Origin of the sequence: Jidongwangia harbinensis (assembly GCF_020216025.1) — a bacterium.
GTDB lineage: Bacteria > Actinomycetota > Actinomycetes > Mycobacteriales > Micromonosporaceae > Actinoplanes > Actinoplanes harbinensis.
Map to the genome: position 1 here is coordinate 1 of NZ_JAIWNC010000008.1, position 25,253 is coordinate 25,253.

27 protein-coding genes are annotated in these 25,253 nt (G+C 73.5%); 16 read left to right on the forward strand and 11 right to left on the reverse strand.

Features of this window, described 5'->3' with window-relative positions; genetic code table 11:
- Positions 1 to 310 (forward strand): ClpB D2-like domain containing protein (locus LDL48_RS11960; RefSeq protein ID WP_504785487.1); only part of this gene is annotated, 310 nt, incomplete at its 5' end.
- Positions 311 to 374: 64 nt separating this feature from the next.
- Here the strand turns inward: LDL48_RS11960 and LDL48_RS11965 are convergent.
- Positions 375 to 1,310 (reverse strand): HhH-GPD family protein, encoded by a 936-nt coding sequence (locus LDL48_RS11965; protein WP_225255141.1) that lies wholly within the window; start codon positions 1,308 to 1,310, stop codon positions 375 to 377.
- A gap of 21 nt (positions 1,311 to 1,331) precedes the next feature.
- On the opposite strand from LDL48_RS11965, the gene LDL48_RS11970 reads away from it, so the two are divergent.
- The 3 genes from LDL48_RS11970 to LDL48_RS11980 all read left to right on the forward strand — a co-directional run bounded on the left by LDL48_RS11970 (position 1,332) and on the right by LDL48_RS11980 (position 3,400).
- Complete coding sequence (locus tag LDL48_RS11970) at positions 1,332 to 1,844, forward strand: glycine cleavage system transcriptional repressor (RefSeq protein WP_225255142.1); 513 nt, start codon at positions 1,332 to 1,334, stop codon at positions 1,842 to 1,844.
- Entirely contained in the window at positions 1,841 to 2,392 is a 552-nt protein-coding gene (locus LDL48_RS11975; RefSeq protein ID WP_225255143.1) for a peptide deformylase, read from the forward strand. The genes LDL48_RS11970 and LDL48_RS11975 overlap by 4 nt, the downstream gene beginning before the upstream one ends.
- A 261-nt stretch (positions 2,393 to 2,653) precedes the next feature.
- Complete coding sequence (locus tag LDL48_RS11980) at positions 2,654 to 3,400, forward strand: adhesin (protein ID WP_225255144.1); 747 nt, start codon at positions 2,654 to 2,656, stop codon at positions 3,398 to 3,400.
- 768 nt (positions 3,401 to 4,168) lie between these two features.
- On the opposite strand, the gene disA is transcribed toward LDL48_RS11980, so the two are convergent.
- From disA to LDL48_RS12000, 4 genes are all read right to left on the reverse strand, one after another.
- A complete protein-coding gene (gene disA / locus LDL48_RS11985) occupies positions 4,169 to 5,359 on the reverse strand; it encodes a DNA integrity scanning diadenylate cyclase DisA (RefSeq protein ID WP_372472113.1) in 1,191 nt (396 codons plus the stop codon).
- Positions 5,360 to 5,442: 83 nt separating this feature from the next.
- The gene (gene radA / locus LDL48_RS11990; RefSeq protein WP_225255146.1) at positions 5,443 to 6,867 is read right to left on the reverse strand and encodes a DNA repair protein RadA; all 1,425 of its coding nucleotides are present in this window, start codon (positions 6,865 to 6,867) and stop codon (positions 5,443 to 5,445) included.
- A 35-nt stretch (positions 6,868 to 6,902) separates the two neighbouring features.
- Complete coding sequence (locus tag LDL48_RS11995; protein ID WP_225255147.1) at positions 6,903 to 7,670, reverse strand: hypothetical protein; 768 nt, start codon at positions 7,668 to 7,670, stop codon at positions 6,903 to 6,905.
- An 80-nt stretch (positions 7,671 to 7,750) separates the two neighbouring features.
- Complete coding sequence (locus tag LDL48_RS12000; protein ID WP_225255148.1) at positions 7,751 to 8,578, reverse strand: UbiA family prenyltransferase; 828 nt, start codon at positions 8,576 to 8,578, stop codon at positions 7,751 to 7,753.
- Between the two features lie 46 nt (positions 8,579 to 8,624).
- Here LDL48_RS12000 and LDL48_RS12005 point away from each other — a divergent pair, with 46 nt between their 5' ends.
- Genes LDL48_RS12005 through LDL48_RS12020 form a run of 4 tightly spaced genes read left to right on the forward strand, consistent with a single transcriptional unit; the run spans position 8,625 to position 12,080 of the window.
- Complete coding sequence (locus LDL48_RS12005; protein ID WP_225255149.1) at positions 8,625 to 9,341, forward strand: methyltransferase domain-containing protein; 717 nt, start codon at positions 8,625 to 8,627, stop codon at positions 9,339 to 9,341.
- A 10-nt stretch (positions 9,342 to 9,351) separates the two neighbouring features.
- On the forward strand, positions 9,352 to 10,506 hold the full coding sequence (locus tag LDL48_RS12010; RefSeq protein WP_225255150.1) for an acyl-CoA dehydrogenase family protein: 1,155 nt from the start codon (positions 9,352 to 9,354) through the stop codon (positions 10,504 to 10,506).
- A gap of 42 nt (positions 10,507 to 10,548) precedes the next feature.
- Positions 10,549 to 11,619 (forward strand): type III polyketide synthase, encoded by a 1,071-nt coding sequence (locus LDL48_RS12015; protein ID WP_225255151.1) that lies wholly within the window; start codon positions 10,549 to 10,551, stop codon positions 11,617 to 11,619.
- Complete coding sequence (locus LDL48_RS12020) at positions 11,619 to 12,080, forward strand: DUF6023 family protein (RefSeq protein WP_225255439.1); 462 nt, start codon at positions 11,619 to 11,621, stop codon at positions 12,078 to 12,080. Before LDL48_RS12015 ends, LDL48_RS12020 begins: the two co-directional genes overlap by 1 nt.
- Before the next feature lie 65 nt (positions 12,081 to 12,145).
- Here LDL48_RS12020 and LDL48_RS12025 read toward each other — a convergent pair whose 3' ends face one another.
- Positions 12,146 to 12,913, reverse strand: coding sequence for a hypothetical protein (locus LDL48_RS12025; RefSeq protein WP_225255152.1), 768 nt, complete (start codon positions 12,911 to 12,913; stop codon positions 12,146 to 12,148).
- Positions 12,914 to 13,245: 332 nt separating this feature from the next.
- Here LDL48_RS12025 and LDL48_RS12030 point away from each other — a divergent pair, with 332 nt between their 5' ends.
- From LDL48_RS12030 to LDL48_RS12045, 4 genes are read left to right on the forward strand one after another with little or no spacing between them, the layout of a single operon-like run.
- Positions 13,246 to 13,731, forward strand: coding sequence for a CarD family transcriptional regulator (locus LDL48_RS12030; protein ID WP_225255153.1), 486 nt, complete (start codon positions 13,246 to 13,248; stop codon positions 13,729 to 13,731).
- A 38-nt stretch (positions 13,732 to 13,769) separates the two neighbouring features.
- Complete coding sequence (gene ispD, locus LDL48_RS12035; protein WP_225255154.1) at positions 13,770 to 14,462, forward strand: 2-C-methyl-D-erythritol 4-phosphate cytidylyltransferase; 693 nt, start codon at positions 13,770 to 13,772, stop codon at positions 14,460 to 14,462.
- A 4-nt stretch (positions 14,463 to 14,466) separates the two neighbouring features.
- A complete protein-coding gene (gene ispF / locus LDL48_RS12040; protein ID WP_225255155.1) occupies positions 14,467 to 14,946 on the forward strand; it encodes a 2-C-methyl-D-erythritol 2,4-cyclodiphosphate synthase in 480 nt (159 codons plus the stop codon).
- Positions 14,947 to 14,990: 44 nt separating this feature from the next.
- Complete coding sequence (locus LDL48_RS12045; RefSeq protein WP_225255156.1) at positions 14,991 to 16,157, forward strand: tetratricopeptide repeat protein; 1,167 nt, start codon at positions 14,991 to 14,993, stop codon at positions 16,155 to 16,157.
- 9 nt (positions 16,158 to 16,166) lie between these two features.
- Here the strand turns inward: LDL48_RS12045 and LDL48_RS12050 are convergent, their stop codons facing one another.
- Together LDL48_RS12050 and LDL48_RS12055 are read right to left on the reverse strand one after the other, a co-directional pair.
- Complete coding sequence (locus LDL48_RS12050) at positions 16,167 to 17,348, reverse strand: ROK family transcriptional regulator (RefSeq protein WP_225255157.1); 1,182 nt, start codon at positions 17,346 to 17,348, stop codon at positions 16,167 to 16,169.
- Positions 17,349 to 17,500: 152 nt separating this feature from the next.
- Positions 17,501 to 18,664, reverse strand: a complete 1,164-nt coding sequence (locus LDL48_RS12055; protein WP_225255158.1) for a homogentisate 1,2-dioxygenase — start codon at positions 18,662 to 18,664, stop codon at positions 17,501 to 17,503.
- Positions 18,665 to 18,740: 76 nt separating this feature from the next.
- Here LDL48_RS12055 and LDL48_RS12060 point away from each other — a divergent pair, with 76 nt between their 5' ends.
- Genes LDL48_RS12060 through LDL48_RS12075 form a run of 4 tightly spaced genes read left to right on the forward strand, consistent with a single transcriptional unit; the run spans position 18,741 to position 22,413 of the window.
- On the forward strand, positions 18,741 to 19,586 hold the full coding sequence (locus tag LDL48_RS12060; protein ID WP_225255159.1) for a hypothetical protein: 846 nt from the start codon (positions 18,741 to 18,743) through the stop codon (positions 19,584 to 19,586).
- On the forward strand, positions 19,583 to 20,686 hold the full coding sequence (fahA, locus tag LDL48_RS12065; RefSeq protein WP_225255160.1) for a fumarylacetoacetase: 1,104 nt from the start codon (positions 19,583 to 19,585) through the stop codon (positions 20,684 to 20,686). The genes LDL48_RS12060 and fahA overlap by 4 nt, the downstream gene beginning before the upstream one ends.
- Before the next feature lie 52 nt (positions 20,687 to 20,738).
- Positions 20,739 to 21,197 carry an SRPBCC family protein gene (locus LDL48_RS12070; RefSeq protein WP_225255161.1) on the forward strand — a complete coding sequence of 153 codons (459 nt, stop codon included), beginning with the start codon at positions 20,739 to 20,741 and terminating at the stop codon, positions 21,195 to 21,197.
- Positions 21,198 to 21,231: 34 nt separating this feature from the next.
- Complete coding sequence (locus LDL48_RS12075) at positions 21,232 to 22,413, forward strand: outer membrane protein assembly factor BamB family protein (protein ID WP_225255162.1); 1,182 nt, start codon at positions 21,232 to 21,234, stop codon at positions 22,411 to 22,413.
- Here the strand turns inward: LDL48_RS12075 and hisC are convergent.
- Genes hisC through LDL48_RS12090 form a run of 3 tightly spaced genes read right to left on the reverse strand, consistent with a single transcriptional unit; the run spans position 22,410 to position 25,245 of the window.
- Positions 22,410 to 23,495 carry a histidinol-phosphate transaminase gene (gene hisC / locus LDL48_RS12080; protein ID WP_225255163.1) on the reverse strand — a complete coding sequence of 362 codons (1,086 nt, stop codon included), beginning with the start codon at positions 23,493 to 23,495 and terminating at the stop codon, positions 22,410 to 22,412. The genes LDL48_RS12075 and hisC overlap by 4 nt on opposite strands.
- Entirely contained in the window at positions 23,492 to 24,667 is a 1,176-nt protein-coding gene (locus LDL48_RS12085; protein ID WP_225255164.1) for an RDD family protein, read from the reverse strand. The genes hisC and LDL48_RS12085 overlap by 4 nt, the downstream gene beginning before the upstream one ends.
- A complete protein-coding gene (locus LDL48_RS12090) occupies positions 24,664 to 25,245 on the reverse strand; it encodes an RDD family protein (RefSeq protein WP_225255165.1) in 582 nt (193 codons plus the stop codon). The genes LDL48_RS12085 and LDL48_RS12090 overlap by 4 nt, the downstream gene beginning before the upstream one ends.
- Positions 25,246 to 25,253: the final 8 nt, after the last annotated feature.

Below are 25,253 nucleotides of genomic sequence, written 5' to 3' on the forward strand. Positions count from 1 at the left end.
TCAGCTGCGGAACAAGGACATGGGTCTGGAGCTGACCGACAACGCGCGGCGGTACCTGGCGAAGAAGGGTTACGACCCGGTGCTGGGTGCGCGGCCGTTGCGCCGGACGATCCAGCGGGACCTGGAGGACAGCCTGTCCGAGCAGATCCTGTTCAACGAGTTGCGGCCCGGGCAGATCGTCCTGGTCGACTGCGAGGGCGACCCGGACAACATCGAGAAGTCCAAGCTGGTCTTCAAGGGTGCCGACCGCGGTCCGACCGTGCCGGACGCCGTGCCGGCCGACCTGGGCGCGGCAGCCGCCGAGGAGTGATTCGCACCATCCGTCATCGGAACGGCCCGGCTGCCACGGCAGCCGGGCCGTTCCGCGTCCGGCGCTAAAGCTGCTGGACGTCGGTGCGGGAGCCGTCCCCGGCCAGGACGAACCGGTCGGCGTCCGAGCCGAGCGGCTCCACCAGCCCGTCCTCGACCAGCCCGGCCAGGGCCCGGGCGCGCTGCACGTCGTCCGCCCACACGACGTCCAGGCGCTGCCGGGGCACCGGGCCGGTGGCGTGCCGCAGCACCTCCAGCAGCAGGCCGCGCACCTGGCGGTCGGTGCCCGCGTACCGCTGCGGGCGGCGGGTCGGACCGGCCGGGGCCGGCGCTCCGCTCCGCCGCCATGCACAGACCGACTCGAAGGGGCAGTCCGGACACTTCGGCGACCGGGCGGTGCAGATCAACGCGCCCAGCTCCATGAACGCGATGCTGGCCCGGGCGGCCCGGGCCGGCTCCTCCGGCAGCAACTCGGCCGTCGCCACCAGATCGGCGTTCGTGGTCGTCGGGCCGGCGTCCGGCAGCCCCTCGACCGCCCGGGACACCACCCGGCGCACGTTGGTGTCCACGACCGGGTGACGCTGCCCGTACGCGAACGTGGCGACCGCCCGCGCCGTGTAGGTGCCGATGCCCGGCAGCGCGAGCAACTGGTCCAGGTCGTCGGGCACCTCGCCGTCGTGCCGCTCCACCAGCGCGACCGCGCACTGGTGCAGCCGCATCGCCCGGCGCGGATAGCCCAGCCGGCCCCACATCCGGATCGCCTCGGCCGGCGGATCCTGTGCCAGCGCGGCCGGCGTGGGCCACCGGGTCATCCACGAGTGCCAGGCCGGGAGCACCCGGACCACCGGCGTCTGCTGCAGCATCACCTCGCTGATCAGGACACCCCAGGCGCTGATTCCGGGTGTCCGCCACGGCAGGTCGCGGGCGTTCTGGTCGTACCAGGCGATGGCTTCGTCGGCCCAACTGCCCGGGGCGGGGGTGGGGAGGTCTGATGGGGTCATAACGAGCCTTACTGTAGGCGGGTGCATGAACTCGCCATCACCGTGATCGGGCCCGACCGGACCGGCATCGTCGCCGACGTGGCGGAGGCGCTGGCCGGCGTCGGGGCCAACCTGTCCGACTCGACGATGACCCGGCTCCGCGGTCACTTCGCCATGACCCTGATCTGTACCGGCCCGGCCCCCGAGGCGGTGGAGAAGGCGCTCGCCCCGCTCAACGCGGACGGCAAGCTGCTGGCCACGGTGCGGGCGGTGGAACCCGAGGACGACTCCGCCGAGAGCGGCGACCCGTACCTGGTGAGCGTGCACGGGGCGGACCGGCTGGGCATCGTCGCCGCGGTCACCCGGGTGGTCGCCGCGGCCGGTGGGAACATCACCGATCTCACCACCCGGCTCACCGGCCCGCTGTACGTGATCATCGCGGAGGTGGACCTGCCCCGCGACGCGGCCGACGAACTCCGCGAGCGGCTCACCGCGGCCGCCGGCGAGCTGGGCGTCGACGTCACGTTGCGCCGAGCGGACACGGAGATCCTGTGACCGAGGCACTCGGCGACTGGAAACCCGAACTGCTCGGCGTCGACGGCAAGGTGCTGCCGGTGGTCAGCGCGCCCGCCGCCGTACTCAGCGGGGTGGGTGTGGAAGTGGACCCCGCCGACCCGGCGACCGTGCAGCTGGCCGCGGACCTGGTCGCCACCATGCGCGTCTCCCCGGGCTGCGTCGGCCTGGCGGCGCCGCAGGTGGGCGTCGGCGCGCAGCTGTTCGTCGTGGACGTCACGCAGCACCCCAAGACGGCCACCACGCACGGCACGTTCGTGCTGTGCAACGCCCGGATCGTGGAGGCCAGCCGGTGGCGGCCGGGTCGTGAGGGCTGCATGTCGGTGCCGGACCTGACCGGCGACGTGAAACGGGCCAGCCGGGTCGTGGTCGAAGGGGTGCTCCCGGGCACCGCGGAACCGGTCCGGTTCGGCACGGACGCCTTCGAGGCCCGCGCGCTGCAGCACGAGATCGACCACTGTGCCGGGAAGCTGTTCCTGGACCGGGTGGCCGGCGCCCACGCGATCCATCAACGGAAGGTCTACCTCTAAGGCCTGTTGGGGAATCCGGCCAGGGCTACGGCGTGGCCCAGGCGCCGGCTGACGGCGTCCGCAGAACGGCCACATAAACCCCCGGTATGAGGCCGCCCTGTGGCCGACGCCAGCCGACCCCTGGACCTCGCCTCGCACTTGGCCGGGTTACGAACAGACCTTAGGCGCGGAGGTGTTCAACGATCGGTGCGCGAGTCGGTGTCGCGTAATCGGCGCGTCGCGACCGTTCGGATGGTCCACCGGGCGTACCGTGACTCCATCATGCGATCGACGGTTGGTCCCCTTCCGCCCGCCGTGTACTGGCGGCGCCGGGCCGTAGTGCTGGGAGCACTACTGGTCGTCGTCATCCTGCTGTTCGTGTCCTGCGGGGGCGAGGACGAGAAGCCGCAGCGCGGGCAGGGTGCCTCGGCGTCGTTGCCTCCGACTCCGGCACCGGCCGGGTCCACCCCCGGGGTGGAGACGTCGTTCGCGGACGTCGGACCGGACGCCGACCCGTCGCTGCCCGCCCCGGAAGACCTGCAACCGGAGGATCCGGACGACGGCGAGGGTGTCCCACCGTCCGGCGGCGCCAACGGCACCGGCACCAACGCGAACGTGACGGCGGCGACCGCGACCGGTTGCGGCGACAACGAGGTGTCCCTGACCCCCATGCCGACCGCCACGTCGGCGAAGCGCGGCACCCCGGTCGTCCTCAAGCTGAAGATCAAGAACATCTCGGCCCGGGTCTGCACGCGGGACCTCGGCGCCGGCGCCCAGGAGCTCTACATCGACCAGGGCGCGCGGAAGTACTGGTCGTCGGACACCTGCAACTCCGACCGCAGTCCCAATCCGCAGCGCATGCAGCCCGGCTCCGAGTATGAGTACCAGGTGACCTGGAACGGCCGCCAGTCGAGCAAGTGCACCGGTGCCCAGCCCGCCGGCCCGGCTCCGCCCCAGGGCCAGTACGAGCTCCGCGCCCGCCTCGGCACCAAGATCAGCGAACCGGTGGCGCTGGCCGTCACGGCCTGAGCGCCGGCGGTCGGCTGACCGGCTCGAAACGTACCGTCCCCGCTGTGTGGGGGACCGGGTGACTGGGCGCCGGGCACCGCTCGGTGACCCCCCAAGACCAGCACTGCACCCGATGGCGGGACCAGGTGTGGACGAGGTCGGTGCTCGGTTCCGTGGTGGGTAGGTATGCCAAGGGGTGCGAGTTCTCCGGGGCGCACAGATCTTGGAGGACCCAGGCAGATCTTGGAGGCTTGGGCAGATCTTGGTGGCTCGCGGCCCTCCAGGGGGCACTACGGCTCCAAGATTTGCTCACGCCTCCAAGATCTCGTCGGAACAAGGCCGCATACCGGGCAAGCGGCATACCGGGCAAGCGGCATACCGGGCAAGCGGCATTCCGGGCAAGCGGCATTCCGGGCAAGCGGCATACCGGTCGAGCCCGGTGCGGGTCGAGCCCGGTGCGGGTCGAGCCCCGCGCGGGTCGAGCCCTGGAGCCGGAAGAAGGCCGCACATCGGACGGCGAGGTCGCCGCGTTGTCGAACTCCGCGACCTACCGCATCCCGAACGAGTCGCCACCCGCAGGCAAGCCGTCCAGCCCGAAGGCCCGTCCAGCCCGAAGGCCGTCCAGCCCGAAGGCCGTCCAGCCCGAAGCCGTTCCAGCCAATCGGACCCGTTCCCGTCGTCGGAGCCGGTTCCAGCCGCCTGCACCCGGCACCACCGCCGTGGGTCACCGCATTTGCGCGGATGGTTCACGCGCACCAGGCGGGAACGAGTAGTCCGATGGCCGGGAACTCAGACGTAACGTTCCAGGATCGATGCCTCGGCCAGCCGGGACAGGCCCTCCCGGACGCCGCGCGCTCGGGCGTCGCCGACACCCTCGACTGCCTGCAGGTCCTCCACCGTGGCGCCGAGCAACCGTTGCAGGCTGCCGAAGTGGTGCACCAGCCGGTCCACGATCGGGCCGGGCAGCCGCGGCACCTTGGCCAGCAGCCGGAACCCGCGAGGGCTCACCGCGGCGTCCAGGGCGTCCGAGGCGCCGCCGTACCCGATCGCCTTGGCCACCGCGACCAGGTCGATCATCTCGGTGGCGGACAGCAGGTCGAGTTCGACCAGGGCCTCGTCGAGCGTGCGGGACTTGCGGCCGGTCGGCAGGTAGTCGCGGATCACCAGGGTGCGGTCGGAGTCGACGCCGGCCATCAGCTCGTCCAGCTGGAGGGCGAGCAGGCGGCCGTCGGTGCCCAGCTCCACCACGTAACCGGAGATCTCGTCGGCGATCCGGCGCACCATCTCGAGGCGCTGCACCACCGCCACCGCGTCGCGCACGGTCACCAGGTCTTCGATCTCCAGCGCGGAGAGCGTGCCGGACACCTCGTCCAGCCGCAGCTTGTACCGCTCCAGCGTGGCCAGCGCCTGGTTGGCCCGGGACAGGATCGCGGCGGAGTCGTCGAGGACGTGGCGCTGACCATTCACATACAGCCCGATGATGCGCATCGACTGGCTCACCGAGATCACCGGGAAGCCGGACTGCTTCGCCACCCGCTCGGCGGTGCGGTGCCGGGTGCCGGACTCCTCCGACGGGATGCCCGGGTCGGGCATCAGGTGCACGGCCGCCCGGACGATGCGGGTGCCGTCGCTGGACAGCACCACCGCGCCGTCCATCTTGCACAGCTCGCGCAGCCGGGTCGCGGAGAACTCCACGTCCAGCGCGAAACCGCCGGTGCAGATGCTTTCCACCACAGCGTCGTGACCGAGGACGATCAGGGCGCCGGTGCGGCCGCGGAGAATGCGTTCGAGGCCGTCCCGCAGGGCCGTGCCGGGTGCCATCAGCGCGAGGTTGGCGCGTAGCGGGTCGGCCGCGCTGGCGCCGCTGCCGGTGAGGCCGGGCGGGTTCACGGACGCCGCTCTGGGCGCCGAGCCGTTGACGCCAGGGCGTGGCGTCGCAGGGGCGGCGGGAGGCTTGGAACCATCGCGGTCGAGCGGCACCTGTACATTCTACGGACCCCGATCCAGGTCAACGAGCCGCGGTTCGATGAATGCTCCGTAGCGTGATCAATGGTGACCGCACGTTACCGGGTGCCGTGTGCGGCGGAGACCCGGGCCGCCGACTGCAGCGCCGACTTGAGGTCGCCCACCTCGGTCACCTGCATGCCCGCCGGGGCGCTGCCGGTGCCGTCGGGGCCGCACCCGGGCGGGACCAGAGCGTGCCGGAAACCGAGCCGGGCCGCCTCGGCGAGCCGCCGGCCGACCGCGCCCACCCGGCGGATCTCGCCGGTCAGCCCGACCTCGCCGATCGCCACCAGGTGCGGTGCCATGGCCAGATCCAGCCCGCCGGAGGCCACCGCGAGCGCCATGGCCAGGTCGGCGGACGGCTCGACCAGGCGGATGCCGCCCACGGTCGCCGCGAAGACCTCGCGGTTGTAGAGCTTGAGCTGCTTGGTGCGGCGCTCCAGCACGGCGAGCACCATGGCCAGGCGGGCGCTGTCGAGGCCGGACACGGTCCGCCGGGGCGAGCCCTGCACCTCCGCACCGATCAGCGCCTGCACCTCGGTGACCAGCGCCCGGCGTCCCTCCATCGCGACCGTCACGCAGGTGCCGGGCACCGGCTCGGAATAGCGGGTGAGGAACAGCCCGGACGGGTCGGCCAGGCTGCTGATGCCGCCCTCGTGCATTTCGAAGCAGCCCACCTCGTCGGCCGCGCCGAACCGGTTCTTCACGCCGCGGACCAGCCGCAGCGACGAGTGTTTGTCGCCCTCGAAGTGCAGCACCACGTCGACCAGGTGCTCCAGCACCCGGGGGCCGGCCACCTGCCCGTCCTTGGTGACGTGCCCCACCAGGACGGTGGCGATGCCGCGCTCCTTGGCGATGCTGACCAGCGCCGAGGTCACCGCCCGGACCTGGGTGACGCCGCCCGGCACGCCCTCGGTGCCCGGGGTCGAGATGGTCTGCACCGAGTCGAGCACCAGCAGCCCGGGCTTGACCGCGTCGAGGTGGCCGAGGACCGCACCGAGGTCGCTCTCGGACGCCAGGTAGAGCCGCTCGTGCAGGGCGCCCAGGCGCTCGGCACGCAGGCGCACCTGACTCACCGATTCCTCGCCGCTGACCACGAGGGACGGTGTGCCGGCACCGGCCGCCCACTGCTGGGCGACGTCGAGCAGCAGCGTGGACTTGCCCACGCCGGGCTCACCGGCGAGCAGCACCACGGCGCCGGGCACCAGCCCGCCGCCGAGCACCCGGTCGAGCTCGCTGACGTTGGTCGGCACCGCCTTGGCCGGCGCCGCGCTGATCTGGGCGATCGGCCGGGCCGGCTCGGCCGGCAGCCGTGAACTCACCACCCGGCCGGAGACCACCGGTCCGGTCACGGTGGACTCGATGACCGAGCCCCACTCGTGACACTCCGGGCAGCGACCCAGCCACTTCGGCGGCTGGTGGCCGCACGCGTCGCAGACGAACGCGGGGCGGGGAGCCTTGGTGGTCGTGCGGGAAGACGTCACCCGGACAAGCTAGCCGGGCGGTACGACATAACCGCTCAGCCCTCGTGTTCCTCGGCCTCGCCGCCGGGGGCGCGCGAAGCCGGGGACGTCGCCACCGCGACCGGGGCCTGCACCACCAGGGGCTGGGTGCCGTTGCTGAACTCGAACACCAGGTTCACCGAGTTGCCCGGCGCGAGCCGGTCGCTGAGGCCGATGGCCTGCAGCGTCTCGGCGTTACCCGGCTGGAAGGAGACGAAGCTGAGCGGGCCGATGGCGATCCGGGCCGGGCGGGCGTCGACCGGAGCGGGCTCGGTCGACGGCGCGGGATCCGCGGTCTCGGACGGGTCCACTGACGGGTCGCCGGACGCGGACGGCTGCTCCACCGAACCGGACGGGCCGGCGTCGGAGTCCGGGGTGGCCACCGGGCGGCTGCCGGACGGCTCCGGAAGGGCCGAGCTGGGCGTCGTCGGGCTGCCGCCGACCAGGCCGACCGCGCGGGCCGACACCACGCCGCGGCCCTCGCCGCCGGCGGTCAGCGGCTGGCTGCTGACCAGCACCGTGATTTCCTGGGTGGTCTCGTTGTAGAGGTTGACCTCGAGCGGCGCGTTCCCGCCGGCCTCGTAGCCCTCGGTGCCGGGGTAGGTCACCGCGAGCCCGCGGATCAGCACGCTGGCGTCGGCGTTCTGTGTGTTGACGCCGTCGGTCGACGGGTTCTTGAGCGCAGTCTCGGCGACCTGCCCGGCGCTGCAGGCGGCCAGTGCGACGGCGGCGACCGTGGCAACGCCCGCGACCAGGGCGGCGCGGCGGGTTCCCAACGTGCGCATCACAGTCCTCCAACTTCCGATACCGGGCGTGAGGCTCAGCCTAGAGGGAGGTGATCCCTCCGCGTGCGGCGACCCGTCCATCACACCACCCGCCCGCTGAGGATGAGCAGGAGCACGTCGATGAGTGCCACCACGATGACCGCCCGGAACATCGCCACCGGGCGGCCCTGGGCGCGGCGGGCCGCGTACCACCCCAGGGGAAGGACCACGACGGCGGCCGCGGCGGCCGCGATGCCGGCCCAGGACGGCGGTCCGGCCGGCCCGAAGACCAGCGTGAGCGTCGCGGCCAGCAGCAGCACCCCGGCCGCGATCTGGGACCAGGTGGCGCCGAGCCGGTGCGGCAGGCCGCGGACCCCGGTGGCGGCGTCGTCCGCCAGATCGGGCAGCACGTTGGCGAAGTGGGCGCCGCCGCCGAGCAGCGCACCGGCCGCCACCAGCCAGGCCGGCGGCGCCGGGTGGCCGGGCAGGGCCACCACCACGAACGCCGGCAACAGCCCGAACGCCACCAGGTAGGGCACCACCGAGAACGCGGTGGACTTCAGCGGCCAGTCGTACAGCAGCGCGAAGACGCCGACCAGCGTGATGCAGACTGTCGCGGCCGGGCCGAACGGCAGGCCCAGGAACGGGATGGCCAGCGCGGCGAGCAGACCGGCGAGCCCGACGGTACGCCGACCCACCGCGCCCTCGGCCACCGGCTTGTCGGTGCGCCCGGCGACCCGGTCCCGGTCCGCGTCCAGCCAGTCGTTCACCCAGCCCACCGCCAGCTGGGTGGCGGCCACCGCCGCGCACACGCCGGCCAGGCCCCAGCCGCGGTGCCCGACACCCGCCGCGAGCAGCGTCATGGCCAGGGTCACCGCCCCGCCCGGCTCGGGGTGGGCGGACCGCAGCAGAGCGATGGCGCGAGACATGAGAGCAGTGTGGTGGTTGGGACGTGGGCGTGCCACGCTCAGTCGCATGGCCCCGCCGGTACGCAACGACCCGCGCCAGTACGACGACCTGGCCGGGCAGTGGTGGCGACCGGGCGGCGACTTCGAACTGCTGCACTGGCTGGCCGCCGCCCGGGCCACCCGGGTGCCGCCCGCCGTCCGCCCGGGCGCGGTGCTGGTGGACGCCGGCTGCGGCGGCGGCCTGCTCGCGCCGCACATCCGGCACCTGGGCTACCGGCACGTCGGAGTGGACCTGCGGCGGCCCGGCCTGACCCAGTCCGCCGCCCGGGGGGTGCTCCCGGTGGCCGGCGACGTGAGCGCCCTGCCGCTCGCCGACGGGTGTGCCGACGTGGTGGCGGCCGGCGAGATCCTCGAGCACGTGACCGACCTGCCCGGCACGGTCGCCGAACTGGCCCGGGTGCTGCGGCCCGGTGGCCTGGTGGTGCTGGACACGGTCAACGACACCGCGCTGGGCCGGTTCGTCACGGTGACCGCCGGCGAGTGGCTGGGCATCGCGCCGGTGGGCCTGCACGACCCGGCGCTGTTCGTCCGCCCGCGCCGGCTGGCCGCCGAGTTCGCCCGGCACGGTGTCGCGCTGCGGGTCCGCGGGATCCGTCCGACGATGACGGGGCTGGTGCGCTGGCTGGTGCTGCCGCACGGTGCCACCGCCCGCCGGCCGATGGGACGGATGGTGCCGACGTTCTCCACGGCGGTGCTCTACCAGGGCGAAGGACGCAAACAGTAAGGGGACCCAGATGATCGACGAAGCGAGGCGGCTGGCGCCGCGGTTCGCGGCCCGGGCGGCCGGCTACGACTCCGACGGCGCCTTTCCGGTGGACGACTTCGCCGATCTGCGGGCGGCCGGCCTGTTCGGGCTGATGGTCCCGGAACGTCTCGGTGGCGCCGGCGCCGGCTTCGCGGACTACGCCCGGGTGGCGTACGAGCTGGCCCGCGGCAACGGCGCCACCGCACTGATCTTCAACATGCACGCCTCGGTCACCGGCGCGCTCAGCGGCGTCACCGACGGGCTGGCCGACGCGCTGGGCCTGCCGCCGGAGGCGCTCGCCGCCCGGGACCAGTACCTCAAGGCGGCCGCGAACGGCAGCTGGTACGCGGTCGCGATGAGCGAGCGCGGCGCCGGCTCCCGGCTGTCCGAGATGACCACCACGTACCGGGCGGTGGACGGCGGCTTCCACCTGACCGGGGCGAAGACGTTCTGCTCGGGTGCCGGGCACGCGGACGCGTACCTGGTCGCCGCGCGCAGCGACGCCGATCCGGCGCAGGTCTCGCAGTTCCTGGTGCCGGCCGGCGACGGCCTCCGGGTCGAGCCGACCTGGGACGCGCTCGGCATGCGTGCCACCGGGTCGCACGACCTGCACGTGGACGTCACGGTGCCGGTCGGCGCCCTGCTCGGCGGCGTCGAGGGACTGGCCCTGGTGGTGGCCCAGCTCGCTCCACACTGGATGGTGGCCAGCTATGCGGCGGTGTACGTCGGGGTGGCCCGGGCCGCCGTGGACGCCGCCGTGGAGCACGTCACCGCCCGGAAGCTGGGGCACCTGCCGGCCGTCCGCGCCCGGATCGGCCGGGCCGACGCCGCGGTCGCCGCCGCGCACCTCGCGGTCCTGGAAGCCGCCCGCCGGGTCGACGAGGCCCCCGGCGACGCCGAGACGAACCGGTGGGTGTGGCGGGCCAAGCTGCTGGCCGGCACGACCGCGGCCGAGGTGTCCGCCTCGATGCTGGAGGCGGCCGGCACGTCCGCGATGCGCCGCGGGCACCCGCTGGAGCGCCTGTACCGGGACGCCCGGGCCGGCTCGCTGCAACCGGCGACATCGGACGTCTGCGCGGACTGGCTGGGTGTCGAGGCTCTCGGCGGAGATCCGGACTCGGAGGGGTCTGCACCGCGCTGGTGAGGGTATGCAATCCGCGGCGGGGTACGGCCTGGGGAGGCACATGTGAAGAGGACCGCGACCATCGCCGGCATCGGCACCGCACTACCACCGTCGGCGGTGCAGCAGGACCTGTGGGACGGCTTCTTCGCCGGCCACTACGCGGCGGGGGGCGCGCGCGGGCTGGCCAGGCGGATCTTCGAGAACGCCGGTGTCCGTACCCGGCAGGCGGTGGTCAGCCCGCTGCTGGAGGACGTGTCGGACTGGTCCACCGAGCGCCGGATGCGCCGCTACCGGGTGGAGGCGATCCCGCTCGGCAAGGAGGCGGTGGGCCGGGCGCTCACCGACGCCGGGGTCGCGGCCGACGAACTCGGCCTGTTCGCGGTCTGCTCCTGCACCGGGTACGCCACCCCCGGACTGGACATCCTGCTGGCCCGGGACATGGGGATGTCGCCCGGCGTGCAGCGGCTGTTCGTCGGGCACATGGGGTGTTACGCGGCGCTGCCGGGGCTGGGCACGGTGTCCGACTTCGCGATCGCCCGGGACCGTCCCGCGCTGCTGCTCTGCGCGGAGCTGACCAGCCTGCACCTGCAGCCCGCCGGCACCCGCACGGACATCCAGCAGATCGTGTCGCACGCGCTGTTCTCGGACGCGGCGGCCGCCGTCGTGGTCACCCCCGGCGACGACCGTCCGGGGTACGCGGTGCGCGAGGTCGCCGCGGTCACCGACACCACCACCGCCGACCACATGACCTGGGAGATCACCGACCTGGGTTTCCGGATGGGCCTGTCCCCGCAGGTGCCGACGGTGCTGGCGGTGCACGTCCGGGCGCTGGTGGACGAGTTGCTGGCCCGGCACGGGCTGACCGTCGGCGAGGTGGACGGCTGGGCGGTGCACCCCGGCGGCCCGAAGATTCTCGACGTGGTGGCGGAGCATCTGGACCTCGGTCCGGACGCGCTCGCCGCCAGCCGGGACGTGCTGGCCACGTACGGAAACTGCTCCTCACCGACGGTGCTGCTGGTGCTGGACGCGCTCCGCCGGCGGCCGCGGCCACCCCGGCACGTGGTGATGCTGGCCTTCGGTCCGGGGCTTACGCTCTACGCCACGCTCCTGGAAGCTTCTACGCTGACCGGGTGATGGGGGACCGGTCGCGCGGCGTGGTGCTGTACGCGGCCACCGGGGTGGTGCTGCTGACCGGCGCGGTGTGGTTCGTGCGTGCCGCCCCGGACACCGGCGTGGACCCGCGGGTGGCGGCGTGGCGGGCGACCGCCGAGGGACTGTTGCCGGACGAGCCGCGGCAGGCGGTCGCGGACACCATGGTGCTGACCGGCGTGACCACCCGGGAACGCACGGCGCCGGTGGACAGCGGGGCGTACACGCTCATCATGGTCTGTGCCGGCACCGGCCGGGTCCGGGTCCGGCTGAGCGCGGTGAGCAGCGACTCCGGCCGGGCGGTGCGGTGCGCCGACGACCCGGTCCGCGAGCAGCTCGACGACCTGGGCCTGCCCGGCGAGTTCTTCATGCTGGTGACCAGCGAGCCGGCGGACACGGGGAGCGTGGTGTTCCGCTGGCGGCTGGACCGCGCTCTCGGCCCGTAGCGCGGACGACGTCGGTGTTCCGGTGCGCCGGCCACGGCCGGCGGACTCTCGGGACGGTGGGCTGGCTACAGCCGGGCGAGGTCGGCGCGGAGGTCCGTCACCGAGGCGAGCCGCGGCACCTTGCGGACGATCTCCCCGCCCCGGTTGACCAGCACGGCCGCCGCGGTGCCGTCGGGCGTGCCGAGATCGAGGTGGGAGCGGAGTTCGTCGGTGGGGTCGCGGAGTTGCCGGACGATCTTGCCCTGAGCCTGGGGCGTGGCGCCGGTGGGCGGCACCGTGCCGGGTGACGGACCGGTGGACGAAACGGTCACCACGGCGATGTCCCGGCGAACCGCCGCGATGGTGTCCGCCACCAGCCGGGCGCACGCACAACTCTCGGTGAGCAGGACCACGGCGGGCAGATGGCCACGGAGCGCGACCGGATTGCCGTCCGGTCCGATCAGCTCCAGTGCCGGCAGGGTGTCTCCCTGGTCGTCGGTGGTGCTGACGGCGCGCGGGGTGGCCGGCGACCGGGGCGGTCCGGGCCAGGCCGAGGCGAACAGACTGGCCACGGTCACCAGGACGGCCAGCGAGATGATCAGCATGGGGGCGCGGAGCCCGGCGGCGGCCAGCCGGCGCAGTCTGCGGAAGGCGGGCCGGTCGGTGAACTGCTGCCAGCGGGTGCGGTGCTCGGGCAGGTGCAGCTCGGCGCGGATGGCCCGGACCTCGTCGTCCAGCTCGGAGAGGTCGTCGGGGACGACGATGACGCCCCACTCGTCGGGCAGGTCGGGAAGATCGTCCGGGGAGCCACCATCGTGCGGCCACCCACCGCCGTTGTTGCTGCGACCGCTCACCACTCACCCTCCCCCCGGGCCGACCAGAATGCGCCGAGCGGGGACCCGGCTCTAGCGTCCCGCACCCCGGGCCGGATCGCTAGTAGTGGGAGGTTCTGGACCCGGGAGATAAGCTTGACCTCGCAAAGACGCCAGGTCCGGAATTTCCGACTCGCTCGCGGTGGCCGTCACGACTCCGTCACTTTCTGTGATGGAGGCATCTCGCCGCCCGCATGTCAAGCGGTAGAAAGACCTCTCACAGACCCCCTGAGCTGCACTAACAGTCACCGGCACGATGAGACATCGCTGGCTGAGCGTGTTACTCTAGACACAGCGAAAGGGGTTTCGAACCTATGGTTTTCAGTGTCGGCGAGACCGTTGTTTACCCCCACCACGGGGCCGCACTCATCGAGGCAATCGAGACTAGGGTCATCAAGGGCGAGGAAAAGCAGTACCTCGTTCTGCGAGTTGCCCAGGGCGACCTGACGGTCCGGGTGCCCGCTGAGAATGCCGAGTTCGTCGGCGTGCGCGAAGTGGTCGGCGAAGAAGGCCTGGGCGAGGTCTTCGACGTCCTCCGCGCTCCGCACACCGAGGAGCCGACCAACTGGTCGCGGCGTTACAAGGCGAATCTCGAGAAGCTTGCCTCCGGTAACCCGCTCAAGGTTGCCGAAGTCGTTCGTGACCTCTGGCGTCGTGAGCGTGAGCGCGGTCTTTCGGCGGGGGAGAAGCGCATGCTCGCCAAGGCCCGGGACATTCTTGTCGGCGAGGTGGCCCTCGCGGAGAAGAGCACCAAGGACGAGGCTGAGGTGCTTCTCGACAAGGTGCTTACCGAGGCCTGATCCGTCACCATCCCTCGCACCGTTAACAGGACCGCGACGTGACCGCGCAGCTCAATGCTCGCGGTGACGTCGCGGTCCTCGTTCCGGCGGCAGGTGCCGGCGTGCGGCTCGGCCCCGGCGGCCCCAAGGCATTGCGGTTGCTGGACGGCGAACCCCTGCTCGTCCACGCGATCCGTCGGGTGGCCGCGGCGCCGTCGGTCCGGATGATCGTGGTGGCCGCCCCGGCCGCCGAGGTCGACGCGGTCGCCGCCCTCCTCGCTCCGGTCGCCCCGGTCACCGTGGTGTCCGGCGGCGCCGAGCGGCAGGAGTCGGTGGGCCTCGCACTCGCCGCCGTCCCGGACGACATCCCCATCGCGCTGGTGCACGACGCGGCGCGGGCGCTGGCACCGCCGGCTCTGATCGAGTCGATCGCCGCGGCGGTCCGCTCCGGCCGGCCGGCGGTGATCCCGGTGCTCCCGGTGGTCGACACGATCAAGCAGGTCGGCCCGGGCGACGTCGTGCACGGCACGGTCGACCGGTCGGTCCTGCGCAGCGTGCAGACCCCCCAGGGGTTCCGCCGCGACGTGCTGGCCGCCGCGCACGCCGGCGCGACGGACCCGCTGACCGACGACGCCGGCCTGGTCGAGAAGGCGGGTGTCGAGGTGACCTGCGTGCCCGGTTCGGACCTGGCCATGAAGATCACCCGGCCGCTCGACCTGGTGCTGGCCGAGGCGCTCCTCCGCGTACCCTGACGCCGTGGTCTTCCCCCGTGTCGGCATCGGCACCGACGTGCACGCGTTCGACCCCGATGCGGAGTGCTGGGTGGCCGGGCTGCGCTGGCTGGACGGTCCCGGCCTGGCCGGGCACTCCGACGGTGACGTCGCCGCGCACGCGGCCTGCGACGCGCTCTTCAACGCGGCCGGGCTCGGCGACCTCGGCAGCAACTTCGGCACCGACCGGCCGGAGTGGGCCGGCGCGTCCGGCGTCGCCCTGCTCACCGAGGCGACCGCGGTGCTGCGCCGGGCGGACTGGTCGATCGTCAACGTGTCGATCCAGGTGATCGGCAACCGGCCGAAGATCGGCACCCGCCGCGACGAGGCGCAGAAGGTGCTGTCCGCGGCCGTCGGGGCGCCGGTCACGGTCTCCGGCACCACCACCGACGGGCTCGGCCTGACCGGCCGGGGCGAGGGCCTGGCCGCGATGGCGGTGGCGCTCGTGGTGCCCGGCGCCGGCTGACCCCGCCCACGGCGCGGACCGGTGAGTTCCCCTAGGCTCGAGTGGTGTCGAGCTCCCCATCCGAATCGGAGACCACCCCCGAGGAGTACCGCCAGCGCGCGCTGCTCTTCGCCGATCTGGGGCGGTACGACGAGGCGGCTTCGGAGATCGCGGCCGGCCTGGCCGGCGCGCCCGGCGACGCCGCGCTGCTGACCACGCTCGCCCGCATCCACCTGATCGCGGATCAGCCGGCCGAGGCGCTGATCGCGGCGGAGCGGGCCGGCGCGCTCGCCCCCGAGCAGATCGGCACCCTGGTGGTACGCGCCATGGCGCTCACCGACAGCCGCCGGTTCGGCGACGCCGCCCAGGTCGCCGCGGAGGTGCTGCGCCGCTGGCCGGACGACGCGTTCGCGCAGCGCACCGGGGCGGCCCTGCTCAGCGAGGCACGCAACGGGCAGGAGGCGCTGAACGCGGCCTGGAGCGGGGTACGGATCGCGCCCACCGAGGCGGAGGCGCATCTGGTGCTGGCCGTGGTGGCCGCCCGGCTGCGGCTGTTCGACCTCGCGCAGCGGGCCTACGCCGAGGCGCTTGACCTGGATCCGGCGATCGGCGACGCCCAGCGCGACGTGGGCGTGGTCCGGCTGGAACGGCGGCGCTGGGCGATCGCGCTGGAGGCGCTGGCCGACCAGGCCACCCTGGACACGTCCCCGCCGCCACCACCGCCGGCCGAGTCGTTCCCGCGGGCGTACCCGGCCCCGGACCGGCCGGAGCCGGCACCCGACGCGTACGACCCGACGCTCGGCGCACCCGGGCCGCCGGGGCCGCCGCCGATCGCCCGGCCGTCCGGTCCGGTGCTGGACCCGTCCGCCGACTCCGCCGACGGCATCCGGCAGGCGGTCCTGTACGGCACCAACGGCGTGCTGGTCGCCGCCCTGCTGACCGCGGTCATGTCCACCGTCAGCTCCGGCGTGTCCCGGGTCTGGGCGGGCTGCATCGGCGTGGTGATCCTGGTCGCGGTGCTGGTCTGGCTGTCCCGGCGGCTGCTGGAACCGGTGGGCACCGCCTTGTCCCGGCTGCGGACCCGGGACCGGCGGGTGGCGGTGGCGGCCTACGGCACCTTCACGGCGCCGCTTCTGGTGGTGGGGTACGCCCTGGTCGGCGGCCTGGCACCGCTGGTGGCGGCGATGGTCGTGGCGGCCGTCGCGGAGCTGCTGGTGATCACTCGCCGCTGAGGACCGGCCTCAGCCGTTGCGGACCGTGCTGAGCAACGACTCCCGTACCGCGGTGAGACCGGCGTCCAGCGCGCCCAGCAGCACCGCGTCGTCGGAGATCGTGGTCACCGCGATGGCGCACTCCAGGGGCGCGTTCCGGCGCATGGCGGCGGCGACCGCGGCGCGCAGCACCTCGCCGCCGGCCTGGGCCACCTGCCCGGCCAGCACCACGAGCGGCGGGTCCAGCACCGCCACCACGGCGGCCAGGCCCACCGCCACCCGGTCGGCCAGTACGGCCAGGAAGTCGACGGCCGCGTCCGGGTCGGCGGCCGCCCGGGACACCACGTCGGTCGGGGTGTCGCCGGCGATCCCGTGGTCGTGCCCGAGGTCCAGCACCGCCGGTCCGCCCACCAGGTCCTGCAGGTCGACCTTGCGGTGGGCGGAGTCCGGCGCGTACAGCGGCATGTAACCGATCTCGCCGGCGCCGCCGCGGGCGCCGCGCATCAGCGTGCCGCCGATGTCGATCGCCAGGCCCAGGCCGTCCTCGCCCAGCCAGAGCAGCGCGAAGCCGTCCGCGTCGCGGGCCACGCCGTGCCGTCGCTCGGCCACCGCGGCCAGGTTCACGTCGTTGTCCACGCCGACGTGGGTGCCCAGGTGCCCGGCCAGTTCCGGCACCAGGCCGGCGCGGCCGAAGCCGGGCACCTCGACGTGGTGGATGGTGGCGGTGCGGCTGTCGTACGAGCCGGCCACCCCGACCTGGACGTACCGGATGCGGTCGGGCGGCACCTCGGTCTCGGCCCGCATCCCGGCCACCACGTCGGCGAGGGCGGTCACCGGGTCGGTGTGCAGGAAGTCCACGTGCGACTCGGCGCGGGCGCGTACCGCGCCGGTGAGGTCGCGGAGCGCCGCCACCACGGAGGGCGCGCCGCTCGTACCGATGTCGCGCACCGAGATCGCCGCGATCCAGGCCGCGTCCGGGTCGACCGCGTAGATCTCCGCGTTTGGGCCGGGCCGGCCGCTGTTGTGGCCGACCACCGAGATCAGGCCGGCCTCAGTCAGCCGCCGCAGCACCTCGGAGATGGTCGGGGTGGACAGCTTGGTGAGCCGGCGCAGATCGGCCCGGGTGAGCATGCCCGGATCCAGCAGATGGGCGAGCGCGGCGCTCTCGTTCATCGCGCGCAGCAGCTTCGACGAACCCGCCAGACGCGACACGTGGCTCCTCAGAACACTGCACCGACCCGCCAAACAACGTTACGGAACGTAGGCGCGCGCCTGGGCGGTGTCAAGCCGTGGGCTGCGCTTAAGCCATCGATAAGAAAGAATTGCTAAAGCAGTTTAACTGACCGAGCGTGATGGCGCCGCGGTCAGCCCGGGTGGCGGTTCCAGGTCCACGCGTAGGCCGTGTCCTCCACCTGGAGGGCCGGTTCGCACAGGTCCAGGGGACGGAACGTGTCGACCATCACCGCCAGCTCGTCGAAGAAGTCGGCGCCCAGGGAGCGTTCCACGGCTCCGGGCTGGGGGCCGTGGGTGAAGCCCGACGGGTGCAGCGAGATGGAGCCCTGTTCGATGCCGGAGCCGCGGCGGGCCTCGTAGTTGCCGCCGGTGTAGAACATCATCTCGTCCGAGTCGACGTTGTGGTGGTGGTACGGCACCGGGATGGCCAGCGGGTGATAGTCGACCTTGCGCGGGACGAACGAGCAGATCACGAAGTTCGGGCCCTGGAACGTCTGGTGCACCGGCGGCGGCTGGTGCACGCGTCCGGTGATCGGCTCGAAGTCGTGAATGGAGAATGCCCACGGGTACTGGCAGCCGTCCCAGCCGACCACGTCGAACGGGTGCCTCGCGTACACGTGCTTAGTCCATCCGCCGCGCGCCTTCACCAGCACCTCGACGTCCGTACCCTCGGCCGTGAACGGGCCTTTCGGGCCGCGCACGTCGCGCTCGCAGTACGGCGAGTGCTCGAGGAACTGGCCCCGCACCGACAGGTAACGCTTCGGCGGGCCGATGTGCCCGGTCGCCTCCACGGTGAGCATGCGGACCTGGGTGTCCGGGACGATCCGGTGCACCACCGACGTCGGGATGATCACGTAGTCGCCCTGGATCACCTCCAGCGCACCGAACGTCGTCTCGATCGTGGCGGAGCCCGACTCGACGTACAGGCACTCGTCGCCGACCGCGTCGCGGTACAGCGGGGACGGCCGGTCGGCCACCACGTACCCGATCCGCACGTCCGCGTTGGCCAGCAGCGGCCGGCGGCCGAGCACCGCGTCCGCCGGGCCCGCGTCCAGTTTGTGGGTGCGCAGATGCCGCGGCTTCAGCGGCAGGTTCGGCACCTGGCGGTACGCGGGCGGCTCGAACACCTCGGCGGAGACGATCGCGGTCGGCGGATTGCGGTGGTAGAGCAGCGACGAGTCGGACGAGAAGCCCTCCTGACCCATCAACTCCTCCGCGTAGAGCCCGCCGTCGGGCCGGCGGAACTGGGTGTGCCGCTTGCGGGGCACCTCGCCGACGCTGCGGTAGTACGGCACCGTTGCCTCCCACCTAAAATCTGACATAGCGGACGTGGTTGTCCACCTCTCGAAGCGTCCATTAGGTTCAGTATTCGTGTCAACGCTGGTGCCACCGCTGTTCGCCGGGCTCGTCGACGACGCGTCCGTGCTGGCACCCAGCACGCTCGACGCGGACGAGGCCGTGGCCGCGCACCGGGAGAAGAGAAGTGCCTGGTTCGCCGACCTGCTCGGCGTCTTCCTCATCCCCGCCTCCCTCGCCGACCCGGGTGTGCCGGCCGAGGGCCTGCCGGTCGGCGTGGTCAGCGACACCGGGATCGCCGCGCTGCCCGCCGCGGCCGCCGAACTGCGCGACGCGGGCGCCGTGGTGCGCCAGGTGGAGGCGGCGGTGGCGCGCCGCGGCGAGGACCCCCAGCCGGGCCTCGCCGATCTGCGCGGGCTCGCCGCGGACCAACCCGACCTGGACGTGTACGCCGAGATCCCGCTGAGCTGGGGCCTGCTCGCCGCGCTGGACGTGGTGGCCGAGGCGCGGACCGGGGGCTCCCGGATCGCCCCGAAGTTCCGGATCGGCGGGCTGGCCGCCGAGCTGTTCCCGACCCCGGTCGAGTTGGCCGCCGTCATCTGCGCGTGCCGCGACCGGGAGCTGCCGTTCAAGCTCGCCAGCGGGACCCGGCACGCGCTGCGGCACACCGACCCGGAGACCGGCTTCACCCACCACGGATTCCTCAACGTGCTGGTCGCCACGGGCGTGGCCGGGGACGGCGGCGAGGTGGCCGAGGTCGCCGAGGTGCTCGCCGCGACGCATCCGCTGCCGCTGGTCGAGCCGGCCCGCGTCCAGCGCGACGGCGCCCGCCGGCTCTGGGTCGGCTTCGGCACCCCCGACCCGCGGGAACCGCTGACCGAGCTGGTCCGGCTGGGCCTGATCAACGGGGGATACGAGTGAGCGGGTACGGGGTGGAGAACCTGCCGTACGGGGTGTTCAGCTCCGGCGACGGCGTGCGCCGGATCGGGGTACGCCTCGGCGACGACGTGCTCGATCTGTCCCCGCTCGGCGACGACCTGGTCCGGCAGCCGACGCTGAACCCGCTGCTGGCGGCCGGCCGGACACAGTGGACGGCGCTGCGCGACCGGGTCACCGAGGCGGTCCGGCGCGACGAGGTCACCCGGGTCCCGCTCCGCGAGGTGACCCTGCACCTGCCGTTCGAGGTGGCCGACTACACCGACTTCTACTCCTCCGAGCACCACGCCACCAACGTCGGGCACATCCTCCGGCCGGACCAGCCGGGCCTGCGGCCGAACTGGCGGCACCTGCCGATCGGCTATCACGGGCGGGCCGGCACCGTGGTGGTGTCCGGCACCCCGATCGCCCGGCCGCACGGGCAACTCGGGCCCGGCGAGTTCGGACCGTCGCGACGGCTCGACATCGAGGCCGAGGTCGGGTTCGTGGTGGGCGTGCCGGGCGCGCGGCTGGGCACCGGCGACTTCGCCGACCACGTCTTCGGCGTGGTGCTGGTCAACGACTGGTCCGCCCGGGACATCCAGGCCTGGGAATATCAGCCGCTCGGACCGTTTCTGGGCAAGTCGTTCGCCACCTCGGTGTCGCCGTGGGTGGTGCCGCTGGCCGCGCTGCCCACGGTCGCCGCGCCGCACCAGGATCCGGTTCCGCTGGACTACCTGCGGCCGGCCGGCTCCGGATTCGACCTGCGGCTCGCCGTGGACTGGAACGGGACCCGGGTGAGCGAGCCGCCGTTCGCGCAGATGTACTGGACGCCGGCCCAGCAGCTGGCCCACCTGACCGTCAACGGCGCGTCCGTGCGCACCGGCGACCTGTACGCCTCCGGCACCGTGTCCGGCCCGGCCCGCGGGCAGTCCGGGTCGTTCCTGGAGCTGACCTGGAACGGCACCGAGCCGGTGAAGCTGGACGACGGTTCCACCCGCGGCTTCCTCGCCGACGGCGACACGGTCACCATCACCGGCACCGCGCCCGGACGGGACGGCGATCCCATTGCGCTCGGTGAAGTCGTCGGGACGGTAGTCGGCTAATCGCTGTTCGGCCTGACCGATTCCCCGTACGGTGTACGCGGGGGGTAACGCAATGTCGACAGTCGCGGTGACACGGTTGATCGAGGCGCCGGTGTCCGAGGTGTGGCGGGTCTTCACCGACCTGCCCCGGCGCTGTGACTGGCTGTCCACGGTCACCGAGGTGCAGTTGCTGACCACCGGCCCCTTCGGCGCCGGCACGGTCTGGCGGGAGACCCGCACCATGGCCGACGGCGAGGAGATCACCGAGGAGTTCCGGGTACGCGAGTGCGTGGTCCCGGAGCGGTTCGTGGTGGCGTCTCCCGGCATCGGCGCGGACTACCGGATGTCGTACACGTTCGTGCCGGTCCTCGAGGGCCGGCACCGCGGCGGCACGATGGTCACCGTGGTGCAGGACGGCACGCCGACCGCGCCGGCCGGCCGGTTCCTGGCACTGGTCTTCGGCGGCCTGGCCGCCCGCACCGTCGAGGGTGCCCTCCGCCGCGACCTCGACGACCTCGCCGCCGTCGCCTGAGCCGGCCCCCACGGCGGCTCGGTAGGGTCGGCGGGTGCGGGGGACTCGGATCGTGGGCGCGATGGTGGCGGTCCTGTGTGCGCTGGCCGCCGGACTCGTCGGTTGGCGGGTGCTCGGGCCCGCCGAGGTGCTCGCCCCGGCCACCGGCGCCTACCCGGCCGTCCCGGTGCGCCCGCCGGGTGTCACCGGGCGGACCGCGCAGGCCCCGCTGATCGTGGACGGACGGATCCGGGTGTACGCCGGCAAGCGCCAGGTCCGCGCGGACGGGCCGGTGGACGCGAAGACCACGTACACCGCGCGGTGGTCGTACCGGCGGTGGCCGCAGCAGGTGCACGGGATGGTGGCGGCCGGGACCACGGTGGTGACCCGGTGGTCGGACGGGCGGCTGGTGGCGATCGACGGCCGTACCGGGCGGATCGGGTGGCGCGCCGACGGCCCGGCCGCGGGCGGGTACGCCGGCCACCGCACCGGCGCGGCGACGGTCTGGGCACCGGACGGGCTGCACCTGGCCGGTTCCACGCTGCTGGTGGCCGGGGCGGGGCGGCTGACCGGGTACGACGTGGCCACCGGCGCGCGGCGCTGGACGACCGACTGTGCCGGGCCCACGTTCACCACGGCCGGCGGGCAGGTGATCTGCGGGGCGGGGGCGTACCAGGCCGGCTCGGGCGTGGTGGCGCTGGACTGGCCGCGCGGCCCGTTCACCCCGCTCGGCTGCGACGTGGCCCGGTCCGGCTGCCGGGGCGTCCGGGACGGCGCCGGCGCGGGCTGGCTGACCGGCACCGCGGTCCCGGCCCGGGCCCGCCCGCTGGACGCCGCGGACACCACCGTGCTGACCGTCCGGCGCACCACCGCGAAGGGCGCGGCGACGAGCGCCTTCGCGATCAGCACGGGGGACGCGGTGGTGGCCCGTTCCCCGCTGACCGGCACCGAACTGTGGCGCCGTCCGGACGCCGGTGCCACCGTGCTGGGCGCCGGCCCGGACGCGGTCTACCTGCTCACCGGCCCGGCCGGGGCGCGGAATTTGGTCACCCTGGACCCGTCGACCGGCGCGGAACGTGCCTCGTTCCGCCCCGCCGTCGGCACCGAGAAGACCGACTGGAATCCGGGCGGCTGGCAGGTCGCGGACGGCTTCGTGGCGGTCGAGCGGATGAGCACGGACGGCGACCCGGACCACTACTTCACGGTCGAGACCGTGGTGCTCGCCGCCGTACCCTAGATCTGCCCGAGCGCCGCCTCCGCGGCGGCCAGGAACGCATCGTTCTCCTCCGGCGTGCCGATGGTCACGCGTACCCCGTCGCCAGGGAACGGCCGCACGATCACCCCGCGGCTCTCGCAGGCGGCGCCGAACGCGGCGGCCCGGTCGCCCAGCGGCAGCCAGACGAAGTTGGCCTGGCTGGCCGGCACGTCCGGGAGGAGCTTGCGCAGCGCCTCGGTGACCCGGTTCCGTTCCGCCACCACGATCGCGCAGCGGCGTTCCACCTCGGCGCCGGCGTCCAGCGCGGCGATCGCCGCGGCCTGCGCCACCAGGCTGGTGGAGAACGGCGTCACCACCTTGCGGATGGCCGTCGCCACCTCGGGCTGCGCCACCAGGAAACCGACCCGCAGCCCGGCCAGGCCCCACGCCTTGGACAGGGTGCGCAGCACCACCACGTTGGGCCGGTCGCCATAGGCCGCCAGGGCGTCCGGAACCTGGGCGTCCGTGACGAACTCGCGGTACGCCTCGTCCAGCACCACCAGCACGTCGGACGGCACGTCGTCGAGGAACCGGTCCAGGTCGGCCCGGGTCACGCTGGTGCCGGTCGGGTTGTTCGGGTTGCACACCAGGACCAGCCGGGTCCGGTCGGTCACCGCGGCCGCCATGGCGGACAGGTGATGCCCGTGTCCCGGGGTGTTGGGCACGCGCACGCTGGTCGCGCCGACCCCGGCCGCGATGATCGGGTACGCCTCGAACGAGCGCCACGCGTAGACGATCTCGTCGCCCGGGAAGCAGGTGGCCTTGGCCAGGTGCTCGGCCAGTGCCACCGAGCCGCAGCCGGTGACGATGCGGTCCGGGTCCACGCCGTACCGCGCGGCCAGCTTGTCCCGCAGCACCGTCACGCCCATGTCCGGGTAGCGGTGCGACGTGGTCACCGCCTCGGCGATCGCCTCCGGCACGCCGGGCAGCGGGCCGAACGGGACCTCGTTGCTGGCCAGCTTGATCGCCTCCGGGATGCCCAGGTCGCGGGCCAGGTCGGCGACGTTGCGCCCCGGAACGTATCCGGGCAGGGCATCCAGGTCGGAACGGGTCAGCCGGCTCATTTCTCTCCTTGCATGGCGTCGCCACCGCCGGTGGCCTTCACGGTGGGTGCATAGCCCCGCGGTAGTGCGACCACCACGGTACGAGCGGACTTGTCGTGCAGCGCCTGGCGCATCCGCGGGTCGAACGCCGGCGACAGCGAGTCCACCAGCTGCATCACCAGCCCCAGGCCGAAGCACGTCCACAGCGGCGTCCACATGCCGAGGCGGGCCCACCGGCGGAACGCCCGGCCGTTGCCGATCCGCTCGGTGTTCTCCACCGCGAGCACCTTGATCCGCATGATCCGTTTGCCCAGGGTCTGGCCGCTGGTGCCGAGCGCCGGTACCTCGTACGCGAGCCACAGCGCGGTCGTCACGAACAGCATGGTGAGCATCAGGTAGTCGGCGCGCGGCGACGGCTGCTGCTGGGAGCCGAACGGGTCGTTCAGCGCGGCCCGGAACACCGGCTCCACCTCCAGCCACCACTGGTAGCCGAGGTAGCCGTTGACCAGCACGTTGAGCAGGAGCAGGGCGGCGATGTCGATGAGCCGGGCGACCAGGCGGGTGCCCAGGCCGGCGAGCGCGAAGCCGTGCGGGCGGGCCTGCACGGGGTATGGCACCGGGTAGCCGGGCGGCGGCACCCAACCGGGCGGCGGCACCCAGCCTTGGGGCGGCATCCACCCCTGCGGCGGCGGCCCGCCGGGCGGCGGGGTCCAGCCCTGCGGCGGTGCGGTCCAGCCCTGCGGCGGCGGCCCGCCGGGCGGTGCGGTCCAGCCCTGTGGCGGTTGCCCGGGGGCCGGGGTCCAGCCCTGTGGCGGCGGTCCGCCGGGCGGTGGGGTCCAGCCCTGCGGCGGCATCCATCCCGGCGGGGGAGCCCAGCCCGGGGGCGGCGTCCAGCCCGGCGGGGGAGCCCAGCCCGGTGGCGGCGTCCAGCCCGGTGGCGGCGTCCAGCCCGGCTGGGGCGGCTGCCCCACCGTCGGCGGCTCCGGCGAGACCGGGGGCGGGGTGGTCGCGGGCGGTGACGGGACCGGCGACGGGGCCGGCGACGACGGTGCGGCCTCCTCGGCCGGCGGCGGGCCGTCCGGCGGTACCGCATCGGCCGGGATGGCCTTGCCGAGCCACCCCTCGCCGTCCCAGTAGCGCTGGGTGACCGGATCGGCCGGGTCCTTGTACCAACCGGCGGGGAGCGAGCTCATGCGGAAACCTTTATCACGACAGTCTGGGCGGCCTTGTCGTGCAGGGTCTGCTGCAGCGGGGAGTCCCACAGCTGCCAGAGCCCGTCGAGGTAGACGAACAGCGGCACGAACGTCCCGGCCACGAACTCCACGAGGTACCGCTTCGCCGCCATGGTCCGGGTCAGCCGCCGGGCCGGGTCGGCCGCGACCACCCGGATGCCCAGCAGTTTCTTGCCCACGGTCTGGCCGGAGCGGTGCATCATCTCGACGTAGTAGACGTAGTAGGCGATCAGAAGGACGGCTATCAGGCCCAGCTCGACCAGCAGCAGCGGCCCGACGATCTCGCCGAAGAACGCCCCCGGGTCGGCCGGGCCGCCGGAGAAGTCGACCCAGCGCAGCAGGAAATAGAACATCACCGGCGTGGCGAACAGCGTCGCCACGGCGAACAGGATCGCGGAATCGATCAGGTAGGCGAGCAGCCGCGTGCCGAAATCGGCCAGTGGCTGCCCGCCCGGGCTCAGCGCCGGCGGCGGCGGACGGTACCCCGGCGGAGCGGGATGGTGCGGCGCCGCCGGGTACGGCCCGTATGGTTGAGTCACGCGGACAG